This window comes from Inhella sp. (assembly GCF_041912635.1).
GTDB lineage: Bacteria > Pseudomonadota > Gammaproteobacteria > Burkholderiales > Burkholderiaceae_C > Inhella.
In genome coordinates, this window is sequence record NZ_JAYRMO010000005.1 from 105,625 (window position 1) to 126,327 (window position 20,703).

Annotated in this window: 21 protein-coding genes; 14 read left to right on the top strand and 7 right to left on the bottom strand. The window is 68.9% G+C overall.

Annotation, left to right across the window (positions count from 1 at the left end; genetic code table 11):
• Nucleotides 1-2: 2 nt before the first annotated feature.
• Together argF and ACE3QP_RS04340 are read right to left on the bottom strand one after the other, a co-directional pair.
• The gene (argF, locus tag ACE3QP_RS04335; RefSeq protein WP_374433841.1) at nt 3-959 is read right to left on the bottom strand and encodes an ornithine carbamoyltransferase; all 957 of its coding nucleotides are present in this window, start codon (nt 957-959) and stop codon (nt 3-5) included.
• Nucleotides 956-2,149, bottom strand: coding sequence for an aspartate aminotransferase family protein (locus ACE3QP_RS04340; protein ID WP_374433843.1), 1,194 nt, complete (start codon nt 2,147-2,149; stop codon nt 956-958). Before ACE3QP_RS04340 ends, argF begins: the two co-directional genes overlap by 4 nt.
• A 120-nt stretch (nt 2,150-2,269) precedes the next feature.
• Here ACE3QP_RS04340 and ACE3QP_RS04345 point away from each other — a divergent pair, with 120 nt between their 5' ends.
• Nucleotides 2,270-2,596, top strand: coding sequence for a DUF3579 domain-containing protein (locus ACE3QP_RS04345; protein WP_374433845.1), 327 nt, complete (start codon nt 2,270-2,272; stop codon nt 2,594-2,596).
• A 10-nt stretch (nt 2,597-2,606) separates the two neighbouring features.
• The gene (locus ACE3QP_RS04350) at nt 2,607-3,446 is read left to right on the top strand and encodes an alpha/beta fold hydrolase (RefSeq protein WP_374433847.1); all 840 of its coding nucleotides are present in this window, start codon (nt 2,607-2,609) and stop codon (nt 3,444-3,446) included.
• 74 nt (nt 3,447-3,520) lie between these two features.
• Here ACE3QP_RS04350 and rpsT read toward each other — a convergent pair whose 3' ends face one another.
• The gene (gene rpsT / locus ACE3QP_RS04355; protein WP_198109389.1) at nt 3,521-3,817 is read right to left on the bottom strand and encodes a 30S ribosomal protein S20; all 297 of its coding nucleotides are present in this window, start codon (nt 3,815-3,817) and stop codon (nt 3,521-3,523) included.
• A 148-nt stretch (nt 3,818-3,965) separates the two neighbouring features.
• On the opposite strand from rpsT, the gene murJ reads away from it, so the two are divergent.
• Genes murJ through folK form a run of 6 tightly spaced genes read left to right on the top strand, consistent with a single transcriptional unit; the run spans nt 3,966 to nt 9,957 of the window.
• On the top strand, nt 3,966-5,531 hold the full coding sequence (gene murJ, locus ACE3QP_RS04360; RefSeq protein WP_374433849.1) for a murein biosynthesis integral membrane protein MurJ: 1,566 nt from the start codon (nt 3,966-3,968) through the stop codon (nt 5,529-5,531).
• Between the two features lie 27 nt (nt 5,532-5,558).
• Entirely contained in the window at nt 5,559-6,632 is a 1,074-nt protein-coding gene (locus ACE3QP_RS04365) for an AI-2E family transporter (RefSeq protein ID WP_374433851.1), read from the top strand.
• Nucleotides 6,629-7,300 carry a DnaA regulatory inactivator Hda gene (locus ACE3QP_RS04370; protein ID WP_374433853.1) on the top strand — a complete coding sequence of 224 codons (672 nt, stop codon included), beginning with the start codon at nt 6,629-6,631 and terminating at the stop codon, nt 7,298-7,300. The genes ACE3QP_RS04365 and ACE3QP_RS04370 overlap by 4 nt, the downstream gene beginning before the upstream one ends.
• A complete protein-coding gene (locus ACE3QP_RS04375) occupies nt 7,281-7,949 on the top strand; it encodes an HAD family hydrolase (RefSeq protein WP_374433856.1) in 669 nt (222 codons plus the stop codon). The genes ACE3QP_RS04370 and ACE3QP_RS04375 overlap by 20 nt, the downstream gene beginning before the upstream one ends.
• The gene (pcnB, locus tag ACE3QP_RS04380) at nt 7,946-9,454 is read left to right on the top strand and encodes a polynucleotide adenylyltransferase PcnB (protein WP_374433857.1); all 1,509 of its coding nucleotides are present in this window, start codon (nt 7,946-7,948) and stop codon (nt 9,452-9,454) included. The genes ACE3QP_RS04375 and pcnB overlap by 4 nt, the downstream gene beginning before the upstream one ends.
• Complete coding sequence (folK, locus tag ACE3QP_RS04385) at nt 9,451-9,957, top strand: 2-amino-4-hydroxy-6-hydroxymethyldihydropteridine diphosphokinase (RefSeq protein ID WP_374433859.1); 507 nt, start codon at nt 9,451-9,453, stop codon at nt 9,955-9,957. The genes pcnB and folK overlap by 4 nt, the downstream gene beginning before the upstream one ends.
• Here folK and ACE3QP_RS04390 read toward each other — a convergent pair.
• Nucleotides 9,932-10,363, bottom strand: a complete 432-nt coding sequence (locus ACE3QP_RS04390) for a hypothetical protein (protein WP_374433861.1) — start codon at nt 10,361-10,363, stop codon at nt 9,932-9,934. The two genes, folK and ACE3QP_RS04390, sit on opposite strands and share 26 nt — an antisense overlap.
• On the bottom strand, nt 10,360-10,908 hold the full coding sequence (locus ACE3QP_RS04395; RefSeq protein WP_374433863.1) for an N-acetyltransferase family protein: 549 nt from the start codon (nt 10,906-10,908) through the stop codon (nt 10,360-10,362). The genes ACE3QP_RS04390 and ACE3QP_RS04395 overlap by 4 nt, the downstream gene beginning before the upstream one ends.
• A 207-nt stretch (nt 10,909-11,115) precedes the next feature.
• Here ACE3QP_RS04395 and rpsP point away from each other — a divergent pair, with 207 nt between their 5' ends.
• The 6 genes from rpsP to ACE3QP_RS04425 all read left to right on the top strand — a co-directional run bounded on the left by rpsP (nt 11,116) and on the right by ACE3QP_RS04425 (nt 15,009).
• Entirely contained in the window at nt 11,116-11,382 is a 267-nt protein-coding gene (rpsP, locus tag ACE3QP_RS04400; RefSeq protein ID WP_198109024.1) for a 30S ribosomal protein S16, read from the top strand.
• Nucleotides 11,383-11,390: 8 nt separating this feature from the next.
• Entirely contained in the window at nt 11,391-11,957 is a 567-nt protein-coding gene (gene rimM, locus ACE3QP_RS04405; RefSeq protein WP_374433865.1) for a ribosome maturation factor RimM, read from the top strand.
• A gap of 15 nt (nt 11,958-11,972) precedes the next feature.
• Complete coding sequence (gene trmD, locus ACE3QP_RS04410; protein WP_374433867.1) at nt 11,973-12,731, top strand: tRNA (guanosine(37)-N1)-methyltransferase TrmD; 759 nt, start codon at nt 11,973-11,975, stop codon at nt 12,729-12,731.
• A 122-nt stretch (nt 12,732-12,853) separates the two neighbouring features.
• On the top strand, nt 12,854-13,207 hold the full coding sequence (gene rplS / locus ACE3QP_RS04415; protein ID WP_198109027.1) for a 50S ribosomal protein L19: 354 nt from the start codon (nt 12,854-12,856) through the stop codon (nt 13,205-13,207).
• 104 nt (nt 13,208-13,311) lie between these two features.
• Nucleotides 13,312-13,995, top strand: a complete 684-nt coding sequence (locus ACE3QP_RS04420) for a CoA pyrophosphatase (RefSeq protein ID WP_374433869.1) — start codon at nt 13,312-13,314, stop codon at nt 13,993-13,995.
• Between the two features lie 24 nt (nt 13,996-14,019).
• The gene (locus tag ACE3QP_RS04425) at nt 14,020-15,009 is read left to right on the top strand and encodes a CobD/CbiB family protein (protein WP_198109029.1); all 990 of its coding nucleotides are present in this window, start codon (nt 14,020-14,022) and stop codon (nt 15,007-15,009) included.
• 65 nt (nt 15,010-15,074) lie between these two features.
• Here the strand turns inward: ACE3QP_RS04425 and ACE3QP_RS04430 are convergent, their stop codons facing one another.
• The gene (locus ACE3QP_RS04430; RefSeq protein ID WP_374433871.1) at nt 15,075-17,828 is read right to left on the bottom strand and encodes a zinc-dependent metalloprotease; all 2,754 of its coding nucleotides are present in this window, start codon (nt 17,826-17,828) and stop codon (nt 15,075-15,077) included.
• An 11-nt stretch (nt 17,829-17,839) separates the two neighbouring features.
• A complete protein-coding gene (locus tag ACE3QP_RS04435; protein ID WP_374433872.1) occupies nt 17,840-20,641 on the bottom strand; it encodes a zinc-dependent metalloprotease in 2,802 nt (933 codons plus the stop codon).
• Between the last annotated feature and the right edge of the window lie 62 nt (nt 20,642-20,703).

Sequence of the window (20,703 nt, forward strand, 5' to 3'; positions counted from 1 at the left end):
TTTCAGCCGATGCGGCCGATCAAGAGCCACTCCATGAGTGCTTTCTGCACGTGCATGCGGTTCTCGGCTTCGTCCCAGACCACGGACTGCGGACCGTCGATCACTTCTGCTGTGACCTCTTCGCCCCGGTGCGCCGGCAGGCAGTGCATGAAGAGCGCGTCGGGCTTGGCCGCCGCCATCATCTCGGCGGAGACGCACCAGCGCGCGAACGCGGTCCGGCGGGCCTCGTTCTCGGCCTCATAGCCCATGCTGGTCCAGACGTCGGTGGTAACCAGATCGGCGCCGCGGCAGGCTTCGAGCGGGTCGTCGAAGACCTTGTAGCAGTCGTCGCGGCTGATGCCGGCCACTTCGCGATTCACCTCATAGCCGCTGGGCGTGCTGACATGCACGGTGAAGCCGAGCAACTCCGCCGCCTGCAGCCAGGTGTTGGCCATGTTGTTGCCATCGCCCACCCACGCCACCACCCGGCCCTTGAGGGCGTCCATGTCCACATTGCCGCGCGCATCCATGCCGCGCGCTTCCAGCAGCGTGAACAGGTCAGCCATGATCTGGCAGGGGTGGTATTCGTTGGTCAGGCCGTTGATGACCGGCACCCGCGAATGCGCGGCAAAGCGCTCGATCTTGCTCTGCTCGAAGGTGCGGATCATCACCAGGTCGACCATGCGGCTGATGACGCGCGCGCTGTCCTCGATGGGTTCGGAGCGGCCGAGCTGGCTGTCGCCGGTGGTCAGGTGCACCACCGATCCGCCCATCTGATACATCCCGGCCTCAAAGCTCACACGCGTGCGCGTGCTGGCCTTCTCGAAGATCAGGGCCAGCGTGCGGTCCTGCAGGGGCTGGTATTTCTCGTAGTTCTTGAAGCGGCGCTTGATGATGGCGGCGCGTTGGAACAAGTAGCCGTAATCTTCGGCCGTCAGGTCCTTGAACTGCAGGTAGTGGCGCAGGGCGGTCTTGATCATTGCGACGCCTCCGCGCAGAAGTCCTTGATCAGCGGAATCAGGCGGGCGGCAATGTCGTCCACTTCGGCAGCGCTGACGATCAGCGGGGGCAGCAGGCGCACCACGCGCTCGGCCGTCACCGAGATCAGCAGACGGCTTTCCAGCGCCCGCGTCAGCAGCACGCCGCAGGGGCGCTCCAGTTCGATGCCCAGCATCAGGCCCTGACCGCGGATCTCCTTCACACCCGCCACGCCAGCCAGGCCTTCGCTCAAAGCGGCTTTGAGGCGTTCACCCATAGCGCCGGCATGCGCACACAGGCCGTCGGCCTCCATGATGGCCAGGGTTTCCACGCCGGCGCGCATGGCCAGCGGGTTGCCGCCAAAGGTGGTGCCGTGGTTGCCGGCGGTGAGCACGCCGGCCGCGCGCGGGCCGCAGACGATGGCGCCCACGGGCACGCCCGAACCGAGGCCCTTGGCCAGCGGCATCACATCGGGCTGGATGCCCGCCCATTGGTGCGCAAACCACTTGCCGGTGCGGCCGATGCCGCACTGCACCTCGTCCAGCATCAGCAAAAGATTGCGCGCATCACACAGGCGACGCAGACCTTGCAGGAACTCGACGCGGGCCGGGTTGATGCCGCCTTCGCCCTGAATGGTTTCCAGGAAGATGGCGCTGATCTGCGGATGGGCATCCAGCAGCGCCTCGACCTTGACCAAGTCATTCAGCGGTGCGCGCACGAAGCCCGGCACCAGGGGCGCGAACCCCTCCTGGATCTTGGGATTCGCCGTGGCCGAGAGTGTGGCCAGCGAGCGGCCATGGAAGGCGCCCTCGAAGACCATGGTTTCGGGCTTGTCGAAGCCGCGCTGGTGGCCGAACTTGCGCGCGATCTTCAGCGCGCCTTCGTTGGCCTCCAAGCCGGAGTTGCAGAAGAACACGTTGGTCAGGCCCGACAACTCCACCAGCTTGGCGGCCAGCTTTTCCTGCAGCGGCGCCTGGTAGTAGTTGCTGGTGTGGATCAGCTTGGCGACCTGATCCTGCAGCGCCGGTACCAGGCGCGGGTGGCCATGGCCCAGCGTATTCACGGCGATGCCCGCGAGCGCATCCAGATACTCCCGGCCCTCGGTGTCCCACACTCGGCAGCCCAGCCCATGCGACAGGGCGATGGGCAGGCGACCGTAGGTCGGCATGACGGGGGGCGGCGCGGCGGACATGGGCAACTCCTGTGAGGGAAAGCAAAAGAGGGGCGCCGATTATGGGGTGCTGCACCGCAGCAACAAGATGCGGGAAGGCACAATCCCGCCCTTTGTGCGACCGCGCAGCAGTACGCCCCCATGAGCGCCAAACCCCGCGAAATCTTCATCCAGGGCATCACCCTGGATGGCCGAACTTTCCGACCCAGCGACTGGGCGGAGCGTCTGGCCGGGGTCATGTCCTGCTTCCGGCCGCCCGGCAGCCGTGCGGCGCTGGGTTCGCACATCCGCTACTCGCCGTATTGCGTGCCGCGGGTCATCAACGGCATCAAGTGCGTGATCGTCAATGAGGCCCTGAAGGACGTGGAACCCAAAGCCTGGGAATTCGTGCTCAGCTTTGCGCGGGACAACGGCCTGAACGTGGTGGACGCCTGTTTGTTGCCGGAAGATCGCGACAGCACCACCTGACCCACCCGCCATGGCCGAGAGCTTGTCCGTACCCCAGGAAGCGCCGGACAGCCGGTGCGATCGCTTGTCGCCCACGCTGCCTCGCAATTGGGTGCTGCTGGGTGGGGTCGGGCGCGAGTGCGCCCGCTGGCCCGAGGCGCCGCAGGTGCTGCTGCAGCAATTGCGGCGGCTGGAGCCCGCAAGCCAGCTACGCCTGCTGGACCTGCCCGGTACCGGCCGGCGCTGGCAGGAGCGCAGCCCTTCGCATGCGGGCGAGTTGGTGGACGGCCTGCGTGAGCGGGTGCAGAACCTGGAGGGGCCGATCGGGCTGGTGACGAGTTCGGTGGGCGCGGCGCTGGCCACCGAGTGGGCGCGCCGGCATCCGCAGGATCTGGCGGCACTGGTGCTGGTCAGTCCCGTGCTGCGTCCGTTCACGCCGCTGCTGCGGGCGGTGCGCCCGAGCCTGTGGCCGACGCTGGCGGCCTTGCTGATGGGGCGCCGCTCCCCCTGGGCGCTTGACGAGCGCCTCTTTGCCAGCACCACGAACCTGCGCGCCGACGTCATCGGCCTGGACAGCGAGTGGCGCCGCCTGCGCGACGAGCACCCCGTCAAGCTTCGCAATGTCTGGGCGCAGGGCCTGGCGGTGTGGCGCTACGAGGCCAGCCGTCGTCGGCCGCATGGCCGCGTGCTGCTGCTCGCGGGCCGTGCCGATCAATGGTTTGATTGGCGCATTTCCCAGGCCATCAGTCGCGCCTGGGGTGCCGCACTGCGCGTCCACCCGGAGGCTGGGCACGATTTGCTGCTGGATGACCCGGACTGGGTGGCGCGCTCGCTGGCCGAATGGCTGCAGCCCGTGGGTCAGGCCGGCTGAACTAACTGGGCGCCAGAAACAAAAAAGCCCGCCAGAGGCGGGCTTTTTGCTTGCACCCGGTCGGGACCGTGTGGTCAGGCGCCGAGCGCCTTGATCTTGGCCGACAGGCGGCTCTTGTGACGGGCAGCCTTGTTCTTGTGGAAGATGCCCTTGTCAGCGATCGAATCGATCACGTTCTGGGCCAGCTTGAACAGCTCGGCAGCCTTGGGCTTGTCGCCGGCGACCACAGCCTTCTGAACGTTCTTGATGACGGTGCGGAAGTGCGAGCGCAGCGCGGTGTTCTCGGCATTGCGCTTGACGTCCTGGCGGGCGCGCTTGCGGCCAGAGGCCAGGCGGACGGTCTTTTTCTTGGCTTTGGACGAAGTTGCCATTGCTGTATTTCCGGTTGATCCGTAGGGTGCAAAGCACGCGAGTATAGCAAGAACTCTGGGCAAGGCCAGGTTTTCCATGTCGTCCAGACATAATCCGCGGCCCCATCGGGTGGATTTGAAACCTTTCGCGCGGATTTCCGCCTCCTCAATGAATTTGTTGCGCGCCGCCGGCTCCGTTTCGGCTTTGACCCTGGTTTCCCGCATCACCGGTCTGATGCGCGAGCAGATGGTGTCCATCCTGTTCGGAGCCAATGCGCTGACGGATGCCTTTCTCGTGGCCTTCCGCATTCCGAACATGCTGCGGCGCCTGTTCGCGGAAGGGGCCTTCTCCCAGGCCTTCGTACCGGCCCTGGCGGCCGAGCGCGCCGCCCAGGGCGACGAGGCGACCCATCGGCTGGTGGACGCGACGGCCACCGTGTTGGTCTGGGCCCTGCTGGGGGTCTGTGTGCTGGGCGTGCTGGGGGCGCCGCTGCTGGTCTGGCTGATGGGCGGTGGCTTGAAGGGCGAGGCCCGTCTGGCCGCGATCGACATGACGCGCTGGATGTTTCCCTACATCGGCTGCATGTCGCTGGTGGCGCTTTCGGCCGGCATCCTCAACACCTGGAAGCGCTTTGCGCTGCCCGCCTTCACGCCGGTGCTGCTCAATGTGGCGGTGATCGCCTGCGGCTGGGGTCTGGCAGGCCCCCTGGAGGCGCGCGGCTGGCCCGGCATCTATGCCATGGCGGTGGGGGTGATGGTGGGCGGCCTGCTGCAGCTGGGGGTTCAGCTGCCGGCACTGAAGCGCCTGGGCATGCTGCCGCGCATCGCCCTGCGTCCCGCGGGCCTGCGCGCAGCCTGGTTGCATGCCGGCGTGCGCAAGATCCTGGCGTTGATGGCGCCGGCCCTGTTGGGCGTGGGCGTGGCCCAGCTCTCGCTGATCATCAACACGCAGATCGCCACCCATATCGGACCGGGCGCCGCCACCTGGGTCAGCCTGGCCGATCGCCTGATGGAGTTCCCGATCGCCCTGGCTGGCGTGGCCTTGGGTGTGGTGTTGACGCCCTTGCTGTCCGATGCCAAGACCAATGGGCAGGGCGCGGAGTTCTCGGGTCTGATCGACTGGGGTCTACGCCTGGTGCTCCTGCTGGGTCTGCCCTGCGCGCTGGCTATGGGCTTGTTTGCCGAGCCCCTGGTGGCTGTGCTCTATCACTACGGTGACAAGTTCAGCGCTGCCGACGTGGCGCAGACCGCCCACGCGGTGCAGGGCTATGGCATCGGCCTGCTGGGCCTGCTGGCCATCAAGATCCTGGCGCCGGGCTTCTTTGCTCGCCAGGACACCCGCACGCCGGTGCGCATTGCCGTGGTCGTGCTGGTCTTCACCCAACTGATGAATGCAGTCTGGGTGCCGATCCTGGGCGCTTCGGGTCTGGCCCTGTCTATCGGTCTGGGCGCGCTCCTCAACGCCGTTTGGCTGCTGATCGGACTGCGCCGCGCCGGCGCCTACCAGCCTGCGCCGGGTTGGCTCGGCTTTGGCCTGCGCCTGCTGCTGGCCACGGCCGGCATGGGCCTTCTGCTGGGGGCGCTGGCCTGGCAACTGGATTGGATCGGCATGGGCAAATGGCTGCGAGTGGGTTGGATGGCACTCAGCCTCGCGGGCGCGGCCCTGCTGTATTTCGTTCTGCTCTGGATGCTGCGCCTCAATCTTCGTGAGTTGATGGCGCGGCGCGCTTCCTAGAATCCGCGGCCTTTTTCAGGAGCGCCGATGAGCACCATGCCCCTCAAGCTGTCCCCAGCGCAGCGCCGTGTGCTGGCCTGGCTGGGCCTGGGGGCCTTGCTGATCCTGCTGCTCTGGCTGCTCGCGCCGGTGCTCTCGCCCTTCGTGGCGGCAGCGGTGCTGGCCTATGCGCTGGATCCGCTGGTCGATCGCCTGGCACGGCGCATGCCGCGCGTGCTCGCGGTGGTGCTGGTGGAGGTGGTGGTGATCCTGCTGCTGCTGGCGGTGGTGCTGCTGATCGTGCCCATCCTCTCCAAGGAGCTGCCGCTGCTGAAGGCGCAGATTCCCGCGCTGGCTGCGCGTCTCAACGAGCAGCTGGCGCCGCTGCTGCAGCGCTGGGGGCTGTCGGCCAGCCTGGATGTGGCGGCGATCAAGGAGTTTGTCATCAAGCACCTGGGCGCCAACGCGGACGACATCGCCGGTGCGCTGCTGGGTTCGGTGCGCATCGGCGGCTCGCTGCTGCTGGCGCTGATCGGGAATCTGGTGCTGATCCCGGTGGTGCTCTTCTACTTGCTGCTGGACTGGCCGCAGCTGCGCGAGCGCGTCTGGGCCCTGGTGCCGCCGCGTGCGCGGGAGTCAGCCGCTTCCTTCATGGGCGAGGCCGACGAGATGCTCGGCCACTACCTGCGGGGCCAGCTGCTGGTGATGGGCGCGCTGGCGCTGTACTACACGGTGGCGCTGGCGATTGCCGGCTTCGATCTGGCCTTGCCGCTCGGGGTGTTCACCGGCCTCGCGGTCTTCGTGCCCTATGTGGGTTTCGGCCTGGGTCTGGTGCTGACGGTGCTGGCGGCCGCCCTGCAGTTCACCAGCTGGTATGGGCTGCTGGCGGTGGCCGCGGTGTTCGGCATCGGCCAGCTGCTGGAGAGCTTTGTGCTCACGCCGCGCCTGGTGGGGGAGCGCATCGGTCTCTCGCCGCTGATGGTGATCTTCGTGCTGCTGGCCTTCGGGCATTTGCTGGGCTTCGTCGGCATCCTGGTGGCCCTGCCGCTCAGCGCCGTGGGGCTGGTGGCCTTGAAGCGGGCCCACCACAGCTACCTGGCCAGCGGCCTGTACCGCGGATGAAGCAGCTGCCGCTGGACCTTGGCCCCGAGCCCGACCAGCGCCTGGCGCGCTTCGTGGTCGGTGCCAATGCCGAGCTGCTGGCGCACCTGCAAGGCCTGAGCCCGGGCGAGCCGCCCACCCTGATCTGGGGCGGGGCGGGCAGCGGCAAGACCCATCTGCTGCATGGTCTGGCGCGCCAATGGCGCGAGCAGGGGCAGGCCGTGGCCGCCTTCGACGCCGGAGCGCGTGGGCGCTGGGAGCTGGCGCCGGCGGTGCGTCTGGTGCTGATCGATGACGTCGACCGGCTGGATGAGACCCAGCAGCACCAGGCCTTCGCGCTCTTCATCGAGGCGGTGGGGCAGGGCGCCACCGTGGTGGCCACCAGCCGCGCCCCGGCGGTGGATCTGCCGCTGCGCGAAGACCTGCGCACCCGCCTGGGCTGGGGCCCGAGCTTCGCGCTGCAGCCGCTCGATGAAGGCGCCTTGCGCGAGCTGCTGCTGCAGGACGGCCTGCGCCGCGGCCTGCAGCTGCCGGCCGAACTGCTGGACTACCTGCTGCTGCGCTTCGCCCGAGACCCCGCCCACCTGATCCCGCTGCTGGACCGCTTGGACCAGTACGCGCTGCGCCTCAAGCGCGCTCCCACCGTGCCGCTGCTGCGGCAGATGCTGAATGAACCTGACCCTGTTTGACCTGGACGGCACGCTGCTGCCGATCGATTCCGACCATGCCTTCGGCGAGTTCCTGGCCGAGCAGGGCTGGGTGGATGGCGAGCGCTGGCGCGCCCGCAATGACGGCTTCTACCGCGACTACTGCGAGGGCCGGCTGAACCTGCACGAGTACGTCGAGTTCACCACCGGTGGCTGGCGCCACCGCCCGCTGGAGGAGGCCCTGGCGCTGCGCGCGCGTTTCATGGCCGAGGTGCTGGAGCCGGCCATGCACGACAATGCCCGCTCGCTGGTCGAGCGCCATCGTGCGGCCGGCGACCTGATGGCCCTGGTCACGGCCACCAATGTGTTTGTGACCGAGCCGATTGCGCGGGCCTTCGGGCTGGAGCACCTGATCGCCGTCGAACTGGCCCGCGATGCCCAGGGTCGCTACACCGGCGCGGTGGCCGGCGTGCCCTCGTTCCAGGACGGCAAGATCACCCGCGTACAGCAATGGCTGGCGGGGCTGGGCCACCGCTTCGAGGACTTTGCCGTGACCACCTGCTACAGCGACTCGACCAATGACCTGCCGCTGCTGGAGGCGGTGAGCCACCCGGTGGCCACCAACCCCAGCGCCACGCTGGAGGCCCTGGCGCGCGAGCGCGGCTGGCCTGTTTTGAAGCTATTCGAATGATCAAGAAGTTCATCAACAAGCTGTTCGGGAAGAACGACACCAAGATCACGCCGCTGGGCAAGCGAGTGGAGGTGCCGGTGGCCGAGCACGGCATCGACCGCAATCTGCTCGACGAGCGCGCCGTCAAGGTCGTCCAGACCCTGACCGACGCCGGCTTCGAGGCCTATGTGGTGGGCGGCGCGGTGCGCGACCTGCTGCTGGGTCGCCGGCCTAAGGACTTCGACGTGGCCACCAATGCCACACCGGAGCAGGTGAAGCAGCTGTTCCGGCGTGCCTTCATCATCGGCCGGCGCTTCCGCATCGTGCACGTGGTCTACGGCCGTGGCCGTGAGCACGAGGTCATCGAGGTCTCGACCTTCCGTGCCCTGCTGGCCGAGGCCAGTGCCGAGCGCGTCAGCGGTAACGAGAAAAGCAGTAAGCACGAGCTGGCTGGCAAGTCCCATGTGGTGGACGCCGAGGGGCGGGTGCTGCGCGACAACGTCTGGGGACCCCAGGTCGAGGATGCCGCGCGGCGCGATTTCACCGTCAATGCCATGTACTACCAGCCGCAGAGCGAGCTGCTGGTGGATTACCACGGCGGCCTGAAAGACCTGCGCGCCCAGCAGTTGCGCATGATTGGTGACCCGGAGACGCGCTATCGCGAGGACCCGGTGCGCATCCTGCGCGCCATCCGCTTCGCCGCCAAGCTGGGCTTCACGGTGGAGCCGGCCTCGAAGGCACCGCTGCGCGCCATGGCGGCCCTGCTGCCCAATGTGCCGGCCTCGCGGCTGTTTGACGAGATGGTGAAGCTGCTGCAGACCGGCCACGGCCTGGCCAGCCTGGAGCAGCTGCGCCTGCAGGGCTTGGGCCGCGGGGTGTTCCCCATCCTGGATGCGGTGCTGAACCCCGATGGCAGCCTGCCCGAGGGCCCGCGCGGTGAGTTCGTGCGCCAGGCCCTGCAGGACACCGATGCCCGTGTCGCCGACGGCCGCAGCGTGGCGCCGAGCTTCCTGCTGGCCTGTCTGCTGTGGCACGAGGTCAAGCAGCGCTGGCAGGCCCTGCGCACCGCGGGCGAGCCGCCGGTGCCGGCCCTGCAGCAGGCCATCGACCAGGTGTTCGATGCCCGCGTCGGCGACATCTCCGGCCGCGGCAAGCTGGCCGCCGACATGCGCGAGATTTGGCTGATGCAGCCGCGCTTCGAGCGCCGCGGCGGCTCCGGCCCCTACAGCCTGGTGGAGCAGCCGCGCTACCGCGCCGGCTTCGACTTCCTGCGCCTGCGCGCCGACGTGGGCGATGCCGATGCCGCGCTGGCCGACTGGTGGGAAGACTTCGCGCTGGGTGACGAGGAGGAGCGCCGCGCGCTGATCGAGGATGCGCGCCAGCAGGAGCGTCGCAACCCGCGCGCCGCCAAGCCGGAAGCCGAAAGCCCCGAGCCGCTGATCGATGCGCCGGCCAAGAAGCGCCGCCGCCGGCGCCGCAAACCGGGCACGCGCAGTGACGGCGACGCGCCCGCCGCCGCGGAGTGAGCGGCACGGCCTTCATCGGCCTTGGCGCCAACCTGGGCGACGCGCCCGCTACCCTGGGCTGGGCCTGGCTGGCCTTGCAGAGGCTGGGGCCGGCGCGCGTGTCGTCGCTGTACCGCAGCGCACCCCTCGAAGCCCAGGGACCAGACTTTTTCAATGCCGTGGTGGCTTTGCAGACGGCCGAGCCGGCTGAGGCCCTTCTGGAGCGTCTGCTGGCCTTGGAGCTGCAACAGGGGCGCGAGCGCCCCTATCGCAATGCCCCGCGCACGCTGGATCTGGACCTGCTGGCCTTGGGCGGGGAGCAACGCATGGGTACGCGGCTGCAACTGCCGCACCCGCGCCTGCAGGAGCGCGCATTTGTGCTGTTGCCCCTGCTGGAGCTGGCGCCTGAGCTGGTGTTGCCCGGCCTGGGCGCGCTGCAGGCCTATCTGCCGGCCGTGGCCGGCCAGGGCATCGAGCGCCTGGGCGATTTCGAGGCGCTCACCCGCCCGCAGCTTCCGCGCTGAGCTCGAAGTAGCGCTGGGCGCTGAAGGCGATGGTGGCCATCAGTGCCGTGCCGCCCAGCAGCAGGGCCGCCACGGCGGCCAGCACCGGCAGCCAGCGAGTCGGTGCGGCCGGCTGCTCAGGGTTGTGGCGGGCGTTCCAACGCTCATCGCTGCACAGGCCGTAGACGATGGCGCAGAGCGCGCCCTGCGCCAGCATCAGCCCCAGCAGGGGCAGGGTCCAGGCGGCCATCGCATCGTGCTGGCCGATGGATTGGAAGCGGTTCAGGCCCGCCAGACCGATCAGCGTGGGCAGCGGATGCAGCCACAGCCAGCCGTCCCGCAGACCATACAGATAGGCGCGGTGCACGCCCAAGCTGCCCAGCAGCAAGGCCAACCAGGCGGCCACCCCTTTGTGCTTGATGCTCATGGCGCCGGACTCCCGGCGCCCGGGCCCAGTTCGCGCTGCATCAGCACCACGTCCAGCCAGCGGCCGAACTTCCAGCCGGAGGCCTTGAGGATGCCGGCGTCGGCAAAGCCCAGCGCGCGGTGCAGGCCGATCGAGCCGGCGTTGGCGCTGTCGCCGATCACCGCCAGCATCTGCCGCGCACCCGCCTGCGTGCAGCGCGCGATCAGCTCGGCCAGCAGCAGGCGGCCGACGCCCTGCCCCTGCGCGTCGGGCGCCAGGTAGATCGAGTCCTCGATGCAATAGCGGTAGGCCCGCCGCGGCCGGAAGTAGTTGCCGTAGGCATAGCCGAGAATGCGCCCCTGCTGTTCGGCCACCAGAAAGGGCAGGCCGCGCTCCAGCACCTCGGCTCGGCGGCGTGCCATTTCCGATGCCTCGGGGGGCTCAAGTTCGAAGGTGCCGGTGCCGTGCAGCACGGCATGGGCATAGATGGCGGTGATGGCTTCGAGATCCGCTTCCGTGCTGGATCTCACGCACACACCGGACAGGCCGGACAGGGCAGGGGCCACGCTGGCTTCCTCAGGACTGGTTGACTGGACGCAAAAGTTTATAATCGCCGGCTTTTCGCACTGGTCGCCTGGGAACGGGCGGCGTATCTTCAGTGCGAACAACTGGTGGAGTGGCTGCTGAGCAGCTGCCCGCCGTCCGGTTCAAACGCCCCTGACGTGTCCCTCGGAGCGGTGGAACCTACAACTGATTGAACCGAAGGAATTCCCATGGTCGTGATCCGTCTTGCTCGCGGTGGCTCCAAGAAGCGCCCGTTCTACAACATCGTCGTCGCCCCCAAGCAGGAGCGTCGTGACGGCCGCTTCATCGAGCGCGTCGGCTTCTACAACCCGGTGGCCTCGGGCCAGGCCGAGACCCTGCGTCTGGCCCTGGACCGCGTGAGCTACTGGGCCGGTGTCGGCGCCCAGCTGTCGCCGGTGGTCGAGCGTCTGGTCAAGCAGGCCCAGAAGGCCGCTGTGGCCCCGGCCGCTGCCTAAGCTGAGGCGTGGACCAAGCGCAAGCTTGGCCTGAGGACGCGGTCGAGGTCGGCCGCATCCTCGGTGCCTTCGGCGTGAAGGGCTGGATCAAGGTCCAGCCCTTTTCCTTTGATGCGTCCGCTTTGGCGGCCAGCACGACCTGGTGGCTGCACCTGGAGCGCCCCGGCATGCCGACGCGGCAGGCCCTGAAGGTGCTGGCGCTGCGCGACCACGGCGAGGGCTTGGTGGCCCAGGTCGAGGGTGTGGACGGCCGTGACGAGGCCGAGCGCCTGCGCGGTGGCCTGCTCAGCGTGCCGCGCGCGGTGTTCCCGAAGACGCCGGACGGCGAGTACTACTGGATCGATCTGATTGGCCTGCAGGTCATCAATAGCCAGGGCCAGGATCTGGGCCGGGTGATTGATCTGATCGACACCGGCCCGCATTGCGTGTTCCGCATCGCGCCTCCCGGAATCGAGCAGCCCAGCCCCAAGCAGGAGCGCCTGATCCCCTTCGTCGGCGCCTATGTGTTGGACGTCGATCTGGCGGCCAAACAAATCAAGGTGGACTGGTCGCCCGACTGGGAATCCGAGGCCTGAACCGGCCGCTGGCCCATGCGCTTTGACCTGCTGACCCTGTTCCCGGAGCTGGTGGCGCCCTTCCTGACGCAGGGCATCACCCGCCGGGCCTATGCCTCCGGCCAGGTGCAGGTGCAGTGCTGGAACCCGCGCGACTACACCGAGGACAACTACCGGCGCGTGGACGACCGCTGCTACGGCGGCGGACCCGGCATGGTGATGCTGGTGGAGCCGCTGGAGCGCGCGCTGGCGGCCGCGCAAGCCGCGCGCGCCCAGCCGGGCCTGGTGATCCACTTCAGCCCGGCGGGCCGGCGCATTGACCAGGCCTTCGTGCAGGAGCTCGCGCAAGGGCAGGGTGCGGTGCTGGTGTGTGGGCGCTACGAGGGCATCGACCAGCGCTTCATCGACCGCCATGTCGATCTGGAGCTGAGCCTGGGTGATTTCGTGCTCTCGGGCGGCGAGTTGCCCGCGCTGGCCTTGCTGGATGCCGTGACGCGTTTGCAGCCCGGCGTGCTGGGTGATGCCGCCTCGCACGAGCAGGACAGTTTTTCCGACGGCCTGCTGGACTGCCCGCATTACAGCCGCCCCGAGCAGCTGGGCGCCGACGCCGTGCCGCCGGTGCTGCTCAGCGGCCACCACGAGCAGATCCGTGCCTGGCGGCGCGAGCGCTCGTTGTGGCTGACGCTGACGCGTCGGCCTGATCTGATCGCCGCCGCGCGGGCCGACGGCCGCCTGAGCCGCAAGGACGAAGCCCTGCTGAGTGCCTGGTCGGCCGGTGCCCCCGGGCCGGTCTGAAAAATCTGTCTATAATCGGAGGCTTTTCGTCGATCCTCTGCGGGACAGGGTGAGTCGGTGGCTACATGCCAGCGCATGCCCACGAACAACAAGCGTCCCTGCACGATCCTTAGGAGAACCCTGTGGACCTGATCCAAACCCTTGAGCAAGAAGAAATCGCCCGTCTGAACAAGACGATCCCCTCGTTCATGCCCGGCGACACCGTGATCGTCAGCGTGAATGTGGTGGAAGGCACCCGCAAGCGCGTGCAGGCTTACGAAGGTGTGGTGATTGCCAAGCGCAATCGCGGCCTGAACAGCAGCTTCATCGTCCGCAAGATGTCCAGCGGCGAAGGTGTCGAGCGTACGTTCCAGCTGTACAGCCCGCTGATCGCCTCGATCGAAGTCAAGCGCCGTGGCGATGTGCGCCGCGCCAAGCTGTACTACCTGCGCAGCCGTTCGGGCAAGAGCGCTCGTATCAAGGAGAAGCTGGCCTGATCCAGCGGCACCGATCCTCTGTGGATCTGCCCTTGAACCAAAGCCGCCTCCGGGCGGCTTTGTCGCATCTGCGGCCCTGGTGGCTGCGCCCTATGCTGCGGGCCATGAGTGGGGCAGGTTTTGATCCGCGTGAGGTGCCGGTCAGTCAGGTGGATGAGCACCTGCCGGTGCTGCCACCGGACTGGTTGCAGCCGGCGGCGCTGCGTCAGCACTTTGCCGAGGTGCCGCTGGCCCTGCCCGAGCGACCCGGGGACGGTGGCCGCTTTGCCGGCCGAGAGCCAAGGGCCGCTGCCGTGCTGGTGCCCCTGGTGATGCGCGAGGGCGGCGTGCAGGTGCTGCTAACGCGTCGCACCGAGCATCTGCGCGATCACGCGGGGCAGATCAGTTTTCCCGGTGGCCGGGTGGAGGAAGGCGACGCCGACGCCTGGGCCACGGCCCTGCGCGAGGCCGAGGAGGAGATCGGCCTGGCTGCAGAGTGGGTCGAACCGATCGGTCAGCTGCCGCGCTACCAGACCGTGACGGCCTACGAGGTGCAGCCCTGCGTGGCCCTGCTGCGCCCGGGCTTCGTGCTGCGCCTGGACGAGGGCGAGGTGGCGGAAGCCTTCGAGGTGCCGCTGGGCTTCCTGATGGACCCGGCGCGGCACCAGCGCCACCGGGTGCGCCTGCCCGGAGTCGACCGCGAATTCCTCTCCATGCCCTGGCAGCACGAGGGGCGCGAGTACTTCATTTGGGGCGCCACGGCGGCCATGCTGCGCAACCTCTACCACCAGCTTCGGCAGGGGCGCTGAAGGGCGCGGCTAACATGCCGCGCCATGAGCTTTTTTGCAGTGCTGCTGGCCTTGTTGTGTGAGCAGCTGAAGCCCCTGCCGCATGGGAATGCGGTGCATCAAGGGGTGATCGGCTGGGCGCGTTGGAGCGGGCGCAATTTCGATGCGGGGCGCGAGCACCACGCCTGGGTGGTGTGGCTGGTGACCGTGCTGGCGCCCAGCCTGCTGGTGCTGGGCGTCTACCTGCTGCTGCGCCACTACTCACTCTTCCTGGCCCTGGGTTTCGATGTGGTGGTGCTGTACCTGACGCTGGGTTTCCGTCAGTTCAGCCACTACTTCACCGACATCCGCCTGGCGCTGGAGCGCGGTGACGAGCAGGAGGCGCGCAACCTTCTGGCGCAGTGGCAGCACCTGGATGCGAGCGAGCTGCCGCGCGCCGAGCTGCTGCGCCATGTGATCGAGCATTCGCTGCTGGCTGCGCACCGCCATGTGTTCGGCGTGTTCTTCTGGTTCGTGCTGTGCTCGGCCCTGGGGCTGGGGCCGGCCGGCGCGGTGCTGTACCGCCTGGCCGAGTTCGCCAGCCGCTATTGGGCCTTCCGCAACCAGGCGCTCGACACCCACACCCACGAGGGCCTGCGCGAGCGCTCGCGCCAGTGCTTTGAGTGGATCGACCACCTGCCGGCGCGCCTGACCGCGACGGGTTTTGCCATCGTGGGCAATTTCGAAGAGGCGGTGAACGGCTGGCGCCGCGATGCCGGGCTGTGGCTGCACCCGAATGAGGGAATCATCCTCGCCGCTGCAGCCGGTGCGGTGGGCGTGCAGCTGGGCGGCGCGGCTGCGCCGGGTGTGACGCCCGACCGCAGCAAGACCTTCGCCGCCGGCGCTGCACAGGACGCCACCGCGGCCGATGGCTCCACCCCTGGTGAGCCGCCGCAGAGCAGCCATCTGCAGTCCGTCGTGCGCCTGGTCTGGCGTTCGGTGGTGCTGTGGATGCTGCTGCTGGCGCTGCTGACGCTGAGCAATTTGATCGGCTGACAAACAGGAAGGCCCTGCATCGCAGGGCCTTCTTGCGGGTGCGCCGCACTAACGCAGCAGACCCATCACACGCCAGCGCGCTGCAGCTTGGCCTGCAGCGCCAGGTCCAGGGTCTCGGCCACGTCCTGCAGATGGGCGCGAGCCTCGGCGGAGAGCGCCGGCTTGCCCGCACTGGCCTGCACACGGGCCAGCAGGGCCTTGGCCTCGGCGCGCATCAGGCTGCGCGTGTCGGCGCGTGCCGTGGGGCTCGGGCGTAGCAAGGCGGTGGCCAGGCGATTGGCGTGCTCGCGCTGCAGTTCGCGGCGGGGGCGTGGGATGTCCGCGCCGGCGGCCAGCTCGCTCCAGAGGTCTTGACCCAAGCGGCGGTAGAGCTCCGAGAGGCGGAAGGCCTCGCCCTTGGCCAGCTTGGCTTCGCTGTCCAGGATGCGCCCGGCCACGCCGTCGCTCAGCAGCTGGGCCAGCATGGCCTTCTGCAGGTCCACCATCTGGCCGGAGAACGAGTACTCGGTGGCCGGCACGCGGGTGCCGGCGAAGACCGCGTCGGAGCGTTCCTCGAAGTCCGGCGCCAGGCGGCGCTCCAGTGCCGGGCTCAGGGCATAGGCCCCGGCGGAGAAGAAGTGCTTGCCCAGCACGTCCAGGGCCTCGCGCTGCACCGCCGCGGGGTTGGGTTGCAGCGGGTCGCGGCCGGAGCCCGGGAAGTCGCGCAGGGTCTTCACGCCGCCGATCTGGCGCACCAGCACGCCGGCCGCGCGCCCCAGATCACCGGCCACGAAATTCAGCGTGCGGCGCAGCACGGCGTAGTCCTCGGTGGGCTTGAGCTGGCGCTTCTCCTGCTTGGCGATCATGTCGCGGGCGATCTCCACCCGCGTGCGGGCGAAGGCGACCGGGTCGTCGCCCAGGTCATCGGAGAGGGTCTCGGGGTCGATGCCCAGCGCGAAGTCCTCGTCGGTGCCGTAGGCCAGCCACTTCTCGGCACTGCGGGCGGCAATGCGCTGCAGGCCTTCCGCCTCTTCGTCCTTGCTCAGCGGCTTGTAGCCGTACTCGATGGCCCAGTAGTCGTAGGGGCCCAGGGCGGGCCGCACACGGCCGTGATGGGCCAGCAGGGGCTGGCCCGGGGCGGGCAGGTGGGTGCCCGGGTACTCCATCACCGAACCGGAAATGCCGTTGACCGAGGTGAAGGCAGGATCGTTGATCTGCGCCCAGGTGTAGGCACGCGAGGAGCGGAAGTTGTGGCGCAGGCCCAGGGTGTGACCTACCTCGTGCATGGCCACGCCGCGCAGCACGTTCAGCACGAACTGCTTGGCCTCGGGGCCGTCGGGCTGGATGTCGCCGCGCGAGGCCAGCACCTCCAGGCCGTAGTGCAGCTGTTCCATCGCCCGGTCGGCGTGCTCGCAAGCTTCGCCGTGCACATGGGCGGCCGCTTGGCTCTCCTGGGCTGATGGCACCAGGCCCTCGCGCAGGGCGTCATGCGCCTGCAGCAGTTGGGCCCAGTCGGCCACACCCTGCAGGGTGGCCGAACGGAACCAGCGCTGGTTGCGCGAGGACAGGCCTTCGAAGGCGATGTCGGCGTCCAGGATCTCACCGGTGCGCGGGTCCACATGGCTGGGGCCGATGGCGCCGAAGCTGGGGTCGATGTTGACCATCCAGCGCACCGAGGCGACGTTGCCGTCCAGGGTGTCGAAGTTCGCGTCATCGGGCTGGATCTTGGCCACCACGGCGTTCTTGAAGCCGATGCGCTCGAAGGCTTTGTTCCACTCCAGGATGCCCTCGATCAGGGTGTCGCGGTATTCCAGCGGCACGTTCTTGTCCACCCAGAAGGTGATGGGCTTGACCGGCTCGGACAGCGCGGCCGAAGGGTCCTTCTTTTCCAGGCGCCAGCGATTGATCATGCGCTGGCGCGGCGTGCGCGCCAGGTCGTTGCTGAAGTCGTCCACCGAGGTCTGGAAGTAGCCCACGCGCGGGTCGGCCTTGCGCACCGCCGCAGGGGTGTCGGGCAACTTCATCAGCGTGTAGTGGATGCCCATGAACAGGCTGCGCGCATCCGGCAGCGTGCCCGGGGTGCTGGGCTGCGGCCCGGCCGGCGCGCCCGGTGGCAGGGGCTGGGGCGCGGCCAGGGCGGGGGCGGCGAAATGCTGGCTCACCTCCAGCATCACGCCCTCGGCTTGGGCGCGCGCGGCCACGATGCTGGAGTTGCCGCGATCCAGGGCGTAGTTCTGGCGGTAGATGCGGCCCAGGTTCATGCCCAGGCCCTGCAGGTCGTTCAGGAAGATGCCGTTGGCCTCGATGAGCACTGATTTGCGCTCGGGGTGCGGCTGCGACACCACCGGCACGCTGCCCAGCAGGCTGGGCGAGTAGCTGGCCTCCACCGCGCGGGCACTGGGCGTGCCGGCGTCGGCCCGCACCAGGGTGTTCTGCGCCACCAGCTGCACCTGGTTGTGCACGCGGCGGAAATGGACCAGCTGCTGCTTGCCCACGCCGCTGCCCCAGCGAGAGGCCATCAGGCCGGCAAAGAGGCTGTTTTCTCCAATGCCTCGGCTGATCTTGGGGGATAGCAGCATGGGCTTGTTCAAGTCTTCCGGGCGGAGCTCGATCCAGACCTTGTCGTCCTTCTGCCAGAGCGTGAGCAGGCCGTCGATGCGCTTGGCGTCCTTGGTGAGCGCAGCAAAGGGCTGCGGCGCTCCTGCGCCGGCCGGCGCCGCGGCGGGGGCGCTGGGTGCGCCGGGTGCCGCGTTGGCGGGCGGGGTCTGCGCGGAGGCGGCGGTCGTCAGCGCCAGGCTTAGGGCCGCGAGCGAGAAGGCGGAAAGGGTGTGCTTCTTCATGGGAATCTCCATCACAGACCGGTGCGCTGCAGCTTGGCCTGCAGGGCGAGTTCCAGGGTTTCGGCCACGTCGTCGAGGTGGGCGCGGGCTTCGGCGCTGAGGGCGGCGCGCGGGCTGGCCTTCACGCGGGTGAGCAGGGCGCGAGCCTCGGCGCGGATCAGGCTGCGCGCATCGGCCCGCGAGCCTGCGGCGGGGCGCAGCAAGGTGCTGGCCAGGCGGTTGGCGTGTTCGCGTTGCAGCTCGCGGCGCGCCAGCGGGATGTCGCTGCCGGCGCTCAGTTCGCCCCACACGTCCTGGCTCAGACGCTGGTAGAGCTCCGAGAGCCGGAAGGCCTCGGCCCTCTTCTCGAACTTGCCCTCGCTGTCGAGGATGCGGGCGGCCAAGCCGTCGCTCATCAGCTGCGCCAGCAGCGCGCGCTGCAGCTCCAGCACCATGCTGGTGAGGCTGAAGTCGGTGCTCACCGGCTGGCCGCTGCCCAGCGCGTCGCCGCGCTCCAGGAAGTCGGGTGCCAGGCGGCGCTGCAGGGCGGGCGAGACCTTGAAGGCATCGGCGGCCAGCAGGCTCTTGCCGATCAGGTCGAGCGCCTCGCGTTGGCGCTTGGCCTCCACCGGCTGCATCGGGTCGCGCCCGCTGCCGGGGAAGTCGCGCAGGGTGCGCAGACCGCCGATCTGGCGGGCCAGCACGCCGGCGGCGCGGGCCACGTCGCGCACGCCGTAGCTCACGGCGCGGCGCAGCACGGCGTAGTCTTCACTGGGTTTGAGCGTGCGGGTTTCCTGGCGGGCGATCAGGTCACGCGCGATCTCGATGCGCTTGCGGGCGAACACCACCGGGTCCTTGCCCAGATCGAATTGCAAGGCGTCGGGGTCGATGCCCAGGAAGCTGTCTTCGTCCGTGCCGTAGGCCAGCTGGGGCTCGGCGCTGCGCGCGGCGATCTTCTGCAGCTCGGCGGCCTCCTGCTCCTTCGGGAAGGGCTTGTAGGCGTACTCGATGGCCCAGTAGTCGTAGGGGCCCAGCGTGGTCTGGAAGTAGGTGCCGCGCGGCTGCCCGGGGGCGGGCAGGTTGATGGGCGCGTACTCCATCACCGAGCCGGCCAGGCCGGTGGCGGTGGTGAAGTCGAGCTTGGAGAGCTGGGCGTCGGTATAGACCTGCGAGGAGCGGAAGTTGTGGCGCAGGCCCAGGGTGTGGCCCACCTCGTGCATGGTCACGTCCTTGATGTACTCCATCACGAAGGTGCGGGCCTCGGGGCCGTCTGGGTCTAGCTCGCCGCGGCTGGCCAGCACGTCCAGCGCCAAGCCCAGCTGCTCGGTGGCGTGGGCGCCGTACTGGCAGGCCTCGGTGTGGGTGTGTGCGGCGGGTTTGCCGAGCAGGCCTTCGCGCTGCGCATCGCGCGCCTGCAGCAGCTCGCCCCATTCGGCCGGACTGGTGTTCGGCAGCACCTGGGCACGCAGGGCGCGCAGATTGCGCGACGAAAGGCCCTCGAAGCCGATATCGGCGTCCAGGATCTCACCGCTGCGCGGGTCCACATGGCTGGGGCCGATGGCGCCGAAGCTGGGCTCGATGTTGTTCATCCAGCGCAGCGAGGCGACGTTGCCGTCCAGGGTGTCGAAGCCGTCCTGCTCGCCCTGCACTTTCACCACCACGGCGTTCTTGAAGCCGGCACGCTCGAAGGCCTTGTTCCACTCCAGCACGCCGGCCGTCATGGCCTCGCGGTACTCGTGCGGCACGTTGCGGTCGATCCAGTAGGTGATGGGCTTGATCGGTTCCGACACCGCGGCTGCCGGGTCCTTCTTTTCCAGGCGCCAGCGCTGCAGCAGGCGCTGGGCCGGCGTGCGGGCCAGGTCGTCGCTGAAGTCGAAGCGCAGGGTGCGGAAGTGGCCGAGGCGGGAGTCGGTGCTGCGCGCCTGCATGGGGGCGTCGGGCAGCTTCATCAGCGTGTAGTGCACGCCCATGAAGAGGCTGCGGGCGTCGGGCACGGCGCGCGGCGTGCTGGGCTGGGGCACGGGAGAGGGCGGCGCGCCCGGTACCGGCGGCTGCGCTGCGGCCAGGGTGGCGGCGGCGAAGTGCTGGGTGGTGTCGATGAACACCCCTTCCGCGCTGGCGCGTACCGAGACGAAGCTGGTGTTGCCGCGGTCCAGCGCGTAGTTTTGCCGGAAGGCCCGGTTCAGCGCCACGCCCAGGCCCAGGGTGTCGGCCAGGAACAGGTTGTTGGCCTCGATCAGGATGGACTTGCGCTCCGGGTGCGGCTGCGACGCCACCGCCACGCTGCCCAGCAAGCTGGGCGAGTAGCTGCGCTCGATGCTGCGCGCATTGGGCGTGCCAGCCTGGGCAATGAACTCGGTGTTCAGCGCCACCAGCTGCACCTGGTTGTGCACGCGGCGGAACTGCGCCAACTGCGCGTTGCCGAGCTGCGGGCCCCAGGGGCTGGTCATCAGCCCGCCGTAGAGCATCTTTTCGCCGATGCCGCGCGAGAACTTGGGCGAGAACAGGAAGGACTTGTTCAGGTCCTCGGGCGCGAGCTCGATCCAGACCTTGTCGTCCTTCTGGTAGACGGTGAAGAAGCCCTCGATGCGCTGGGCGTCCTTGACGACGGCGGCAAAGGGCTGAGGCTGGCCCGGCGGGCGGGCCGCAGCGGCGGGTGCGGCCGGGGCCGCTGCAGCGGTGCTGGCGGCGGCGGGGGGCGCCGCAGTGGGCTTGGCCTGGCCGGCGGGACCTGCCGGCGTGGCGCAGCCGCTCAGGGCCAGGCCGGCGGCCAGGGCCAGCAGGGAAAAGCGGAGGGGAGAGCCGGTGGAATTGCCGGCCCGAGGGCGAGCCATGGGGTTCATCTGCAGTCCCGACGGCGCGCCGGGTCAGAGTGCTGAAGTGGCGGCGATTATGG

Coding starts and splice junctions, on each gene's coding strand:
- trmD (WP_374433867.1), top strand. CDS start 11,973: ATGCGCTTTGACCTGCTGACCCTGTTCCCGGAGCTGGTGGCGCCCTTC.
- ACE3QP_RS04435 (WP_374433872.1), bottom strand. CDS start 20,641: ATGGCTCGCCCTCGGGCCGGCAATTCCACCGGCTCTCCCCTCCGCTTT.
- rpsP (WP_198109024.1), top strand. CDS start 11,116: ATGGTCGTGATCCGTCTTGCTCGCGGTGGCTCCAAGAAGCGCCCGTTC.
- rpsT (WP_198109389.1), bottom strand. CDS start 3,817: ATGGCAACTTCGTCCAAAGCCAAGAAAAAGACCGTCCGCCTGGCCTCT.
- pcnB (WP_374433857.1), top strand. CDS start 7,946: ATGATCAAGAAGTTCATCAACAAGCTGTTCGGGAAGAACGACACCAAG.
- ACE3QP_RS04350 (WP_374433847.1), top strand. CDS start 2,607: ATGGCCGAGAGCTTGTCCGTACCCCAGGAAGCGCCGGACAGCCGGTGC.
- ACE3QP_RS04365 (WP_374433851.1), top strand. CDS start 5,559: ATGAGCACCATGCCCCTCAAGCTGTCCCCAGCGCAGCGCCGTGTGCTG.
- argF (WP_374433841.1), bottom strand. CDS start 959: ATGATCAAGACCGCCCTGCGCCACTACCTGCAGTTCAAGGACCTGACG.
- ACE3QP_RS04340 (WP_374433843.1), bottom strand. CDS start 2,149: ATGTCCGCCGCGCCGCCCCCCGTCATGCCGACCTACGGTCGCCTGCCC.
- ACE3QP_RS04375 (WP_374433856.1), top strand. CDS start 7,281: ATGAACCTGACCCTGTTTGACCTGGACGGCACGCTGCTGCCGATCGAT.
- ACE3QP_RS04390 (WP_374433861.1), bottom strand. CDS start 10,363: ATGAGCATCAAGCACAAAGGGGTGGCCGCCTGGTTGGCCTTGCTGCTG.
- ACE3QP_RS04430 (WP_374433871.1), bottom strand. CDS start 17,828: ATGAAGAAGCACACCCTTTCCGCCTTCTCGCTCGCGGCCCTAAGCCTG.
- ACE3QP_RS04420 (WP_374433869.1), top strand. CDS start 13,312: ATGAGTGGGGCAGGTTTTGATCCGCGTGAGGTGCCGGTCAGTCAGGTG.
- murJ (WP_374433849.1), top strand. CDS start 3,966: ATGAATTTGTTGCGCGCCGCCGGCTCCGTTTCGGCTTTGACCCTGGTT.
- ACE3QP_RS04425 (WP_198109029.1), top strand. CDS start 14,020: ATGAGCTTTTTTGCAGTGCTGCTGGCCTTGTTGTGTGAGCAGCTGAAG.
- ACE3QP_RS04370 (WP_374433853.1), top strand. CDS start 6,629: ATGAAGCAGCTGCCGCTGGACCTTGGCCCCGAGCCCGACCAGCGCCTG.
- ACE3QP_RS04345 (WP_374433845.1), top strand. CDS start 2,270: ATGAGCGCCAAACCCCGCGAAATCTTCATCCAGGGCATCACCCTGGAT.